Annotated in this window: 2 pseudogenes; one reads left to right on the top strand and one right to left on the bottom strand. The window is 28.3% G+C overall.

What is annotated here, in order from left to right:
* Window positions 1-119, bottom strand: a pseudogene (locus IDG60_RS18475) (SDR family oxidoreductase); the annotation flags it as partial.
* A gap of 471 nt (window positions 120-590) precedes the next feature.
* Between IDG60_RS18475 and IDG60_RS18470 the strand changes: the two are divergent.
* Window positions 591-706 (top strand): annotated as a pseudogene (locus IDG60_RS18470) (superantigen-like protein); the annotation flags it as partial.

Genomic DNA, 706 nt, shown 5'->3' with positions numbered 1-706 from the left:
TCTGGAACTTTCTCAACATTTCTAACACCAATGTGAAAATGATCTATGTGATTTGCAATGGCTTGATTTGTAATATGTGTGCCTAAATGACCTGTAGCACCTGTTAACATAATATTCATTCACTTCATCTCCTAATCTTTATATACATAACATAATACTTATTCGATTGTTTTCAAAACATTTGATTTTATAAAAAATTGTAATCTGTATTTATTATCGCTGTGTATAGTAAATACGTATATGTTATTAATGTTGAAAATACCGTAATGACGCGTTTTAGTTGATGTGTATCACTAATATCTTTGAAAATTTTAATCAGGTACTACGACAATATGATGTCTGTTTTGTGTCTGAAAGTTTTACAGTTTTTAAAATAAAAATGGTATAAAGTGTGATTTGTATAAAAAAGAGTCTCGACGGATAAGAATTGATTAATAACAGTTAGCATTTTATTAATTACCTTAACAATGATTCAAGTTTAGTTAAATGAGGTTTAATTTGAAAGGGGATAGCGCCTCAATATAATGTAGGTAGATTGTTCATATTACGTAATTGAAAAATCAAATTTAAATAGATTGGGGCTAAAAATTATGAAATTTAAAGCGATAGCAAAAGCAAGTTTAGCATTGGGAATGTTAGCAACAGGTGTAATTACATCGAATGTACAATCAGTACAAGCGAAAACAGAAGTTAAACAACAAAGTGA

The organism is Staphylococcus sp. EG-SA-2 (genome assembly GCF_017152085.1).
This window is presented reverse-complemented; position numbering and strand designations above follow the sequence as displayed.